The organism is Streptomyces sioyaensis (assembly GCF_004122735.1).
Lineage (GTDB): Bacteria > Actinomycetota > Actinomycetes > Streptomycetales > Streptomycetaceae > Streptomyces > Streptomyces sioyaensis.
Map to the genome: position 1 here is coordinate 1 of NZ_SDIF01000176.1, position 9,681 is coordinate 9,681.

Sequence of the window (9,681 nt, forward strand, 5' to 3'; positions counted from 1 at the left end):
CCCCCCTTCTCCACAGCCGTCCGCTCCCCTCCCCCACCATCCGTAGAATCAACTCACTGTGTCCGAGAACTCCGCCACCCCCGAATCCGCCGCCCCCGACGCGCACGCCCCGGAAGGAGACGCGCGCGCCCCGGAAGCAGACGCTCCGCAAGCAGCCGCTCCGGGAACCGTCGCCGCGCAGGCCCACAGCCTCGGCTCCACCGCCGTCTCTGCGGCCACCCCCCGACGCGGTGCGCCCATGTTCCCCGACGGGACCGGCCCCGCGGCCGACCCCGCGGGCTCGCACCACGAGCGGCGGATCCGTTCCTTCCAGCCGCGCCGCAGCCGTGTCTCGCCCACCCAGGCCGACGCGCTGCGCCGGCTGTGGCCCACCTGGGGACTGGACATCGACGGGCTCTCGCGTATCGACCTCGACGCGTTCTTCGACGGGCTGCCGGTCGTCCTGGAGATCGGCTTCGGCATGGGCGAGGCCACGGCACAGATGGCCGCCGCCGACCCGGCCACCGGCATCCTCGCCTGTGACGTGCACACCCCCGGCCAGGGCAATCTCCTCGGTCTCGCGGAGCGGAACGGCCTGTCCAACATCCGGGTGGCCAACGGCGACGCGATCATCCTGCTGCGCGAGATGCTGGCCCCCGGCTCCCTCGCCGGCCTGCGCGTCTACTTCCCCGACCCCTGGCCGAAGAAGCGCCACCACAAGCGACGCCTCATCCAGCCGGAGTTCCTCGCCCTGGCGACCACCCGACTCGCACCCGGTGCCCTCGTCCACTGCGCGACCGACTGGGAGCCGTACGCCGAGCAGATGCTGGAGGTGCTCTCGGCCGAGCCGACGCTGGAGAACCTCTACCCCGGCTATGCGCCGCGTCCGGACTTCCGCCCGCTCACCAAGTTCGAGGGTCAGGGCCTGGACAAGGGGCATATCGTGCATGACCTCCTGTTCCGGCGCCGTGGCGCGTAACGCGGAGGCCGCTCGCTAGGGTCGATGGGTGTACCCGTCCCAGTCGCCCCCGCCGCACGCGCCCGACCCTCCTCCGTACACACCCCACCCGGCCACGCCCCACCCGCACGCGCACTCCGCCGCGCACGCCCGGCGCCGGATCGCCCCCTGGCGCAGCAAGACCCTCCGCGCGGTCGCCCTGGTGTCGATGTTCGCGCTCTCCGGCGTCATCAGCATCGGCATGGTCCGCCAGGAGACCGGCACCGAGGGCCTCCTGGTCGGCCTCGGTCTGGCCGTGTTCCCCGTACCGCTCCTGATCGCGGCGTTCTGCTGGCTCGACCGCATCGAGCCCGAGCCCTGGCGCAACCTCGCGTTCGCCTTCGCCTGGGGCGCCTGCGCCGCCGCCCTGGTCGCGCTCCTCGCCAACGGCTTCGCGACCGACTGGCTGGCCGCCAACATCGCCTCCGCCTCCCCCTCCGAGGCCGAGGCCTGGGGCGCCACGATCATCGCCCCGATCGTCGAGGAGCTGGCCAAGGCCGCCGCGGTGGTCCTCCTCTACCGCTTCCGGCGACACGACTTCGACAGGATCACGGACGGCATCGTCATCGCCGGCATCACCGCCACCGGCTTCGCCTTCACCGAGAACATCCTCTACCTGGGCAACGCCTTCGGCGAGGACCAGTCCATGGGCCACTCCGGCCTGGACTCCCTCACCGCCGGCACCTTCTTCCTCCGCATCATCATTTCCCCCTTCGCCCACCCCCTCTTCACCATCCTCACCGGCCTCGCGTTCGGCATCGCCGCCACCCGCTACCCCCGTCGCCGCGCCGCCCGCATCGCACTCGCCGTCCTCGGCCTCCTCACCGCCGTCCTGCTGCACGCCATCTGGAACGGCGCCTCCGCCCTCGGCGAGCCCGGCTTCCTCACCGTCTACGGCCTCTTCATGGTCCCGGTTCTCATCGCCCTGACCTGGCTGGCCGTCTGGGCCCGCAACCAGGAGCTGCTCTCCCTGCGCGGCTACCTCGCCCCGTACATCACCGCCGGCTGGCTCGCCCCCACCGAACCCACCGCCCTCTCCTCCCCACGAACCCGCGCCCTGGCCCGCGACCTGGCCCGCCGCACCCACGGCCCCGCCGCCGCCCGCGCCGTCACCGAATACACCGCCGTGGCCACCACCCTGTCGTTCCACCGCCGCCGCGCCCACCTCTTGGGCCCCGACCCGGACTTCGCCCACCGAGAGCAGCATCTGCTCCAGCATTTGCGGTACTACCAGGGGTGGGGGCGGGCGGCGTTGACGGATGCCTGGCACGACAGCAGACGCGGCCAGGAAGGGGCTCCCCTTGGTGATCGCAACGGGGGCACCGGGAAGCTGCCGTGAGAGCCGCGGAGCAGGTCCGGCCACCCCTCGCATGCGCTGCAGCCCCCACTAGGCTCGGAGATGTGCCCGATGACAGTGAATGGACAGCGCCAGAGGGGTCCTGGGCCTCGTCGGCTGCACGCCGCCGCAACATGCAGGCGATCCGCAGCCGCGACACCAAGCCCGAGCAACGGATCCGGCGTCTGGTCCATGCCCAGGGGCTGCGATATCGCGTCTCTGCCCGCCCGCTGCCTGACCTCCGGCGAACCGCCGACATGGTCTTCCGTCCAGCGAAGGTCGCGGTGTTCATTGACGGCTGTTACTGGCACGGCTGTCCGGAACATTACGTACCGCCCAGGACAAATTCTGGTTACTGGTCAGAGAAGGTAACCAGAAATGTCACCCGGGACCGCGATACCGATCAGCAGCTCACCAGCGCGGGCTGGCTCGTACTCCGATTCTGGGAGCACGAGCCAGCGGAACTATGCGCGGACAAGATCGCCACTACGGTCATCCAGCGGCGCTTCAGCGGGCGCAACTGACACTTCCAGCACCTCGGCAATTTCCGCCTGCTGGAAAGCGCGCTTCCCCCTCTTCGCACCCAGCCGCTCAATCTGCAGCCCCTCAAGCAGCTCTTCACGACGCTCGGGCTGCAGCACGGAAGCAATAGCCTGGCCGACCGCTTTAGCAACGGGCGGGGGGAAGGCATTCCCCACCTGGCGGTATTGCGCCGTTTTGCCGCCCTGAAACCTCCAGGTCGGCGGGAAGTGCTGGATGAGGGCAGCCTGTTGAACAGTCAGCATCGGCCCTTCGGGACGCAGGAATTCGCGTTTAAGATGCTTGTCCCGGTCGATGCGCTTCACACTGTCGATATCGTCCGCAACCCCTAGGCCATTGACCCCCAAGGCGCGCCATGCCGCCTTAGCCCTGCTCGGCCCCAGGTCAGCACCACCGTGCTTCTTAGACCCACCGACGAGCGTAGGCGCTACAGCCCCGGGCTGGTCTGCCTTGTCACGCCACACTTCGTAAGCATCCTTAATCCGGTCGACGTCACCCGGAAATTCTTCGATCAGACGGTCACGGCGATACTCCATCGTCTTTTCGAGCGCTTCGAAGACATTCTTTTTCCGCTCCGTTACACCGACCGGCCAAGGGAAGTCATCAAGCCCCAGTCCCGCTTTCTTCCGGTCCTCTTCACGGATAGCCACGAAGATCGAGCGCGGTCGCAGCTGAGGAACGTTATAGTTACGCGCCTCAAGGAGATGCCAGCCGCAGAACCAGTAATCCATCCCTTCGATGCTCTTGATGATCGAATTGCAGTATTCGTCAAACTTTGCATCCATGATGCCGCGTACATTTTCGATCATCACAGCCCGGGGCTTAAGGGCCTCGATCAAGGCGACCATGCGCGGGAACAAGTCGCGCTCATCGTCGCCGCCGAGCTGCTTCCCGGCCACCGAGAAGGGCGGGCATGGCACCCCTCCGGCCAGGAGGTCAAGATCGTTTTCCTTAAGCGTACTGCCGCCAAGAGCAGCCATCGGTCGATGGGCATCGAATTCTGAGACGAGATCCTCCTTCAGTGCCTCGCAGTCACCCCACCCCTCGTCCTGAGAAAGGTTCTTCTGAAGGGTGGCGTGCGCGTACTTGTCGATCTCGACTAGGGCAAGGTGCCGGAATCCCGCCCCATGCAAGCCGAGTGCCTGCCCCCCTGCTCCCGCGCAGATCTCGATCGAGGTCAGCGAAGCGCTCTCGTCACAGCTGCTCGCGCCCATGGGCGTCGGTCCTCCTGGTGTGGCTCAAAGCAGATTCTCAAGTGTCGCAGAGTTCTCGGCTGCCGCTCACGAATCGCAGCTGCCCGATGGTCTGCTGTCAGCACCAGAAGTTTCCCAGCATGGGTCAAGTCCGCTCCTGGCAGGGCATCCTGCCAGGAGCGGTCTCTCATGGAGCAAGGCGCTAGCCGCGGCCGATGTGCTTGAGCATCGCCCGGATATCCTGCGCGTCCAGGCCTCCGGCCATGGGCGGTGCCTCCTGCAGATCCGCGAGCTGCTGGACAGACGGGTCATCCAGCACCCTGGCCATGAAATCCAGCTTCTGCTGCAGGCGGACCGCCACCACCTCGTCCACCGTCTCCTGGGCAGCGAGAACAGTGACCCGGGTTTCGACGCCGGGGTCCAGCCCAAGCCGGTGGATACGGTCGAGACTCTGCAGATACCGGCCCGCCATGAAGTCCCGGTCCACATAGACGGCGTCATGGCATACCTGGTGCAGGCTGATGCCCTCTCCGAGCGTGGCCGGGTTCGATACCAGCACCATGCAATCCGGATCCTCACGGAACCGCCGCAACTGCTCCTCGCGGTCGGGCGTCCCGCCGTGGACAACCGCCGGCTCGAAGTTCTCCAGCAACCTGCCCAGCGACGTCAGGCTCCGCACAAACGTCGACCACACCAGTGTCTTGCGCCCCTGCGCAGCGTTGGCTGCCACAATCCTCGCGGCTTCCGTGTACTTGGGGGCCAGTTCGTAGCTGGGAAGTTCCTTCAGGAGCTCGTAGAGAGAGTCATCCTGCGGTATCTCCAGTGGGGGGAAGCGGTACTCCACCGGTTCGTGCTTGCTGCTCCCTTCGAGGAGCAGCGCCGGATTGGTCGCCGCCATCAAGAGCCGGAGGGCGGACTTGCCGAGGGTGGCGAAGTTATCAGCGGAAGGCTCGGCTCGCGCCGACATATCGCCCACAAGCGCTTGGTAGATCTCCCCGTGTAGCGGAGACATCTCTACGGGAACCATCACCGGCTCCAGCGGCGGAAGCTCCAATTCGTGCTTGGTGGTCCGTGTGAAGAGCGGACGGAGCGCGGAACTCGCATGCGCCAGGTCGCCGTCCGCCACCGCCTGGGCAACGGAGCGCTGTCCATAGCCAGGCCAGACGAAGCCCAGGAGGTTCTCCAGATCCTTGGCACCGTTCGGTGCCGGCGTTCCCGTCAGGATCAGCCGTCGCCTGGCCAGCGGCCCCAGAGTCATACACGCGGCACCGTACGTGCCACGTGATCCAAGCTTCATACGGTGCGCCTCGTCCAGAATGATCATGGAAGGGGCATCTTGCAGCCAGGCAGCGAGAAACGGCAGCGAGCGGTCCAGCCGCTCGTAATTGACGATGAGGATCTCGGCCCACTGATCGCGGGCAGACTCCAGAAGCATTGGGCGAGGGCGGCTGCGAAAGCACGCGCCACTTTCGTAAAGCCACGACTCATAGGCCGACTTCGGGCTGACGACCATGAGTCGGCCTACCTCGCCGTGCTCCTTCATCGCGGAGTAGACCGCTAGCCCGACCCGGGTCTTCCCGGCCCCCGGAACGCTGAAGTTGGCGCCGTGCCGGAGTGACAGCAGCTTCGCGATGTCCCGCTGCTGGAATTCTGTGAGCGGAGCGGTCCAGTTGCTGCCCAGCAGGCCCGCGACATCGCTCGCCGCTAGCCGCTGCTGGGCGCCCGGCGCTTCCAGCTCCTTCCGCACCGTTTCCGCGTCCTGGACGCTGGAGACGACTAGGTGCCTGAGCTCTGGGTCCCAGCTGACCCCTTGAGGGTCGGACCAGCTGCCGACAGCGCTGAGCTGAGAAAGAAGGTCATCAATCTCAACGATCACAGCGAGGGGGCCGAGCTGGCCGCCCGAGCGAAAACGGGCAGCCAGCTGAACAAGTTCAGAGCGGTGTTCTTGAGTCGTCCTCAGGACAACCTTGGTGTGTGACGTATCGAAACCGAGGTGCAGCGTGACGCCGCTGCCCGTCTCGGGCATCAGCCACGTCCCAGAGACGCGGCCTCAAGCAGCCACCTGACGCCTTCTCCGGGCTCGTGAGAGCCGCGGCCGGCCTGCTGCGCCAGCTGTCGAAGACCGTCCCTCAATTTGAGGGCTGCGTCGTCAAAGGCCGATTCATCCAGGCTGTGGGAGGCACGCGCCTTCACCAGCTCGCCCACGCAGAGTTCGATCGCTGCACAGGCATCCATCAGCCGCTCGGGCGCAATCTGCTTACGCTTGCGCAGTCGCGCGTCACGTCCGGCCCGGTCGATGGCCTTGTCGAAGGCCTTACGCACGTCGTCCTGCAACAGCTGGGCCCCGCGCTTCTCTTCCTCGCTCGTCTCTGACGCTGCAACACACGCCTTGGCCTGGAGGACACGCCGGTTAAGCTCACGCGCAGCGGACACCTTCGAAGAGGCTCCCGGGACAGAAAGGCCCAGACCAGGCACCGAGATGCTCTCCTCCTGCTCCGTTTCAGGCACGAGACGAGAAGGAAGCACGGACGACAGATAGTTCTCCTGGAAGCCTTCCTCGATGTGCCGGACGTCTGTCTTGGAGAACCCCAGGGTGATCGCTGCCATGCGGGTTTCCTTGAGGATTTCCGCCCGGTCAGGATCGGATGCGGCGAGCTTGCTGAAGTCGCGGTGCAGCTCCTTCAGCTTCTCCTGGTGGTCCTCGAAATCAATCAGCCGCAGCGCAGCCTTCCCGCTTCCACTGCGCTCGATCTGATCACGGACCACCCGCAGGATCCACCGCTCCTGGTCATACGTCCTGACCTGAATCCGGAATGCCTTCGCGATGGTGTCAGGCGTGCGTCCCAGGCTTGCCTGCTCTTCCATGGCCAGAAGCCGGTTGATGTACGAGTAGTCGCGGCGGTGGTCCTTGCGCAGCTGCAGTGACAGTTCCACCGCGTTGATGTCAGCCCACGTGAACGACTCGGGCAGGACGCCCACGCGCATGGACGCCTCGCCAAGCTCGTTCAATGCTGCTGCCCGGGTGTTGCCATTGACCAGGATGCCCTGGTGAGTGATCAGTCCCGGGTCGTTCTGCCCGTATTCCTTCAGACTCTCCTTGAGCTTGTCGAAGGCGGGGTCGCGCCGGTTCGGATCGGCCGGCTCCGCCTTCAGCAGCTCCTCGAGGTACTCCTGCCCTGTCTCGCTCCATGGCTCGGTCTCAAGCGCCATATCCTTCTTGGCGTCATGAGTCCGCTGCGCACGGATTCGGTGGGTGGCCGGGTTGTAATAGAGCCCCAGCAGAGGCAGATCGATGACCTCGACATTGAGCGGCTGGCCGTTCCAGTCCACAGTCACGGTCTCCCGCGTGCCCCCGCGGTTCTTCACCTCTTCCAGGCGCTTCTTGATCAATTCGTTGAACTCGGCCGCCTTCGGCGGCGGCGGGAATTCCTGCATGGTGTACCCCAGCCCCTCTACTCGCTCTCGCCGCAAACCGCCTGCTTGACGGCCTCACGTGCTTCCGTCGGCAACGTCCGGTACGTTCCCCACAGCCTCTCAAGAAGGCTGTACGTGCGCTGGTCCGCGTCCAACCACTGAGCGAGCACCTTCCGCTCAACAGGACCGAGGCTCTCCACACTCCGCACAAAGTCAGCCAGATCGGCCTCACTGCCCCGGTTCCCCACCCTGCACCGGTTGCATTCGGTGACCAACTGCCGCTCCGTGGAGCCATTAACGAGCTTCACCTGACGGCGCGCGATGTCCAGCTGAGCGGCTCCGCGGCCATCGTCAAAGGCCTCACCAGACCCCACCCCACAGCTGCGGCACAGATAGCTGTCGGCCCTCATCGTGTCGCTGCGCTGAGTAGCAGTCAGGCGGGTCTGCGGCTTCGCCTTCCCCTTGCCCGGCAACCACACCGGCTCTCCCTCTGCCACGAAGCGATGCTCGTTGCTGTGGAGGCTCGGGTCCTCCCGGTTCGTGTCAATCACCCAGCCTGCCTCACGGAGATCGCGCATGCGGCGGTCGATCTGTGCGATGCCGGGAAACGCCTCGCGCATGGCCTGCTTCGTGAACGGCTGCCCCTCGCCGACGACTTCTACGAGCCACCGGGCAACACGGACCTTGCTTCCGTACGACGTGTCCTGCCAGGACGGCACGTTCATAACGGCCCCACCCTTCTGCTGACAACAAAGCCCCACTTGACCGCTGTGGAGGAACTACGGCGGCCGGTGTGTGTGGGTTCCATATCAGCGGCCCCGGCCCGCGATTGCGAGCAGACGGCAGAGTTTCCCGGACAAACGCAACAATGGAATTTAGTCTTGCCCCCACTGGCACTACGACGAAGGCGGGGGCGCATGGCGCGGCAGGGACGTCGTGTAGCTGCGATTGACCCGGGGCTGCCCGCTGGCAACAGGAGGCTCGCCGAAGCCCTCCGGGCAATGCGTCCGTTGCTGCCGCCAGGCCTGGATACCTACACTGCGATCGCCGCCCAAGCCGCCAGAGATTGCAACAGCGAACGTTTGAGCAAGGCGACCATCTCCCGCTATTTCAGCGGCAAGTTGATAGCACCCGGATGGTTCATCTGCTGGTTACATGCGGAGATGCAGCTCGGACGGCACGATGGCACCCCTCCGCCGCTCGAAGACCTTTTAACTCTGCAAAGATCAGCAAACAATCCGACTGACTGCTCCGGATGCAACAGCCTCATTAAGGAACTCGGCCGCAGCGAGGCAGAACGTCTGACGGCTACGAGCCGGAGATGGCATCTTGAGCGCGCCCTCGCCGAATGCCTGGACAGGGACCGCAGAGCCGGTTCAGGAGCCGGCGACCAGGCTCATCCGGCATCACGCCGCAGGCCGCGCAGTACCCTGCCGGTCCCCTACCACCGCGCGGACCGGCAGGATGAAGTGAACGACATCCGCGCCGCCGACTACATCACCGTGCGCGTATCCGCGCTTGCCAGCCAGCAGAATCACCATGAAGCGACCGCGACACTCAGCAATGCTGCCGCTGCGTTACCGCCAGGGGAGGTAGCAGCCGTGGTTGTCAGCCTGCGTAGCCGAGAAGTCGACGACGAGGCGGAGACCCTTCTTAAGGGGTACGCACGAGACCAGCCCGCCAACGACATCATGAGCCTCGCCTGCGGCCTGCTGAAGTACGGGCTCTTCTCTGATGCTGAAGTACTGCTCCGCGCGGCGGTCAAGTAGCTGCAGCAGAAGCCGGCCGGCCCGGCGAGAAGGAGTGACCGAACCGCGCGACGAAGCAGCGACCGTTGGGCGGGGTTGCGCTGGCGGCGGCCGGGGCCGTGGCGGCGCGGGAGTGGCAGCAGAAGGGGGGAATGCGACAGCGGCTGCGCTGAGTGGGGTGTACATCGCCGCGTTCACCGGATCGCATCCGTTGGCGAAGAAGATCGGGGCGTGGCCTTCGGTGTTCGCGGTGGCGGGTGGGGTGGCCGCCGCGTCGTGGGCCGTGGTGGATCGCCGGAAGTGAGCCGGAAGGGAAACAGTGGGCGGAGGAGGGGAGGGAGCGGGGCAGACGTCGTGCTTCGCTCCGTCCCCCTAGGTGTGCTGTCCGGACAGCACACCTAGTGACCTGAGTCGGAGATTCGTCGGCAGTATGCAGCGACTTTGTCGAGGATCTCGTCGGCGGTCTTCGTCCAG

8 protein-coding genes and 1 pseudogene are annotated in these 9,681 nt (G+C 65.9%); 5 read left to right on the top strand and 4 right to left on the bottom strand.

From position 1 onward, the window contains the following. Positions 1 to 58 precede the first annotated feature (58 nt). The 3 genes from trmB (at position 59) to EST54_RS31530 (ending at position 2,836) form a co-directional block, all read left to right on the top strand. A complete protein-coding gene (trmB, locus tag EST54_RS31520) occupies positions 59 to 958 on the top strand; it encodes a tRNA (guanosine(46)-N7)-methyltransferase TrmB (protein ID WP_129251116.1) in 900 nt (299 codons plus the stop codon). A gap of 28 nt (positions 959 to 986) precedes the next feature. Next, complete coding sequence (locus EST54_RS31525) at positions 987 to 2,315, top strand: PrsW family intramembrane metalloprotease (RefSeq protein WP_244942650.1); 1,329 nt, start codon at positions 987 to 989, stop codon at positions 2,313 to 2,315. A 131-nt stretch (positions 2,316 to 2,446) separates the two neighbouring features. Then, complete coding sequence (locus tag EST54_RS31530; protein WP_239013442.1) at positions 2,447 to 2,836, top strand: very short patch repair endonuclease; 390 nt, start codon at positions 2,447 to 2,449, stop codon at positions 2,834 to 2,836. Here EST54_RS31530 and EST54_RS31535 read toward each other — a convergent pair. The 4 genes from EST54_RS31535 to EST54_RS31550 form a co-directional block, all read right to left on the bottom strand. Continuing rightward, positions 2,777 to 4,066: a DNA cytosine methyltransferase gene (locus EST54_RS31535; protein WP_129251118.1), complete on the bottom strand. Its 1,290-nt coding sequence runs from the start codon at positions 4,064 to 4,066 to the stop codon at positions 2,777 to 2,779. The genes EST54_RS31530 and EST54_RS31535 overlap by 60 nt on opposite strands. Positions 4,067 to 4,247: 181 nt before the next feature. After that, entirely contained in the window at positions 4,248 to 6,071 is a 1,824-nt protein-coding gene (locus EST54_RS31540) for a DEAD/DEAH box helicase (protein WP_129251119.1), read from the bottom strand. Then, positions 6,071 to 7,480: a ParB N-terminal domain-containing protein gene (locus EST54_RS31545; RefSeq protein WP_129251120.1), complete on the bottom strand. Its 1,410-nt coding sequence runs from the start codon at positions 7,478 to 7,480 to the stop codon at positions 6,071 to 6,073. The genes EST54_RS31540 and EST54_RS31545 overlap by 1 nt, the downstream gene beginning before the upstream one ends. Before the next feature lie 17 nt (positions 7,481 to 7,497). Further along, positions 7,498 to 8,184, bottom strand: a complete 687-nt coding sequence (locus EST54_RS31550) for a hypothetical protein (RefSeq protein WP_129251121.1) — start codon at positions 8,182 to 8,184, stop codon at positions 7,498 to 7,500. Positions 8,185 to 8,376: 192 nt separating this feature from the next. On the opposite strand from EST54_RS31550, the gene EST54_RS31555 reads away from it, so the two are divergent. Beyond that, positions 8,377 to 9,228 (top strand): hypothetical protein, encoded by an 852-nt coding sequence (locus EST54_RS31555; RefSeq protein WP_129251122.1) that lies wholly within the window; start codon positions 8,377 to 8,379, stop codon positions 9,226 to 9,228. Positions 9,229 to 9,293: 65 nt separating this feature from the next. Beyond that, positions 9,294 to 9,511 (top strand): annotated as a pseudogene (locus EST54_RS35120) (hypothetical protein). Positions 9,512 to 9,681 lie beyond the last annotated feature (170 nt).

Excerpts from the sequence above, each read along its gene's own strand:
- EST54_RS31530 (WP_239013442.1), top strand. The coding sequence starts at position 2,447 with ATGCAGGCGATCCGCAGCCGCGACACCAAGCCCGAGCAACGGATCCGG.
- EST54_RS31535 (WP_129251118.1), bottom strand. The coding sequence starts at position 4,066 with ATGGGCGCGAGCAGCTGTGACGAGAGCGCTTCGCTGACCTCGATCGAG.
- EST54_RS31540 (WP_129251119.1), bottom strand. The coding sequence starts at position 6,071 with ATGCCCGAGACGGGCAGCGGCGTCACGCTGCACCTCGGTTTCGATACG.
- EST54_RS31545 (WP_129251120.1), bottom strand. The coding sequence starts at position 7,480 with ATGCAGGAATTCCCGCCGCCGCCGAAGGCGGCCGAGTTCAACGAATTG.
- EST54_RS31550 (WP_129251121.1), bottom strand. The coding sequence starts at position 8,184 with ATGAACGTGCCGTCCTGGCAGGACACGTCGTACGGAAGCAAGGTCCGT.
- EST54_RS31555 (WP_129251122.1), top strand. The coding sequence starts at position 8,377 with ATGGCGCGGCAGGGACGTCGTGTAGCTGCGATTGACCCGGGGCTGCCC.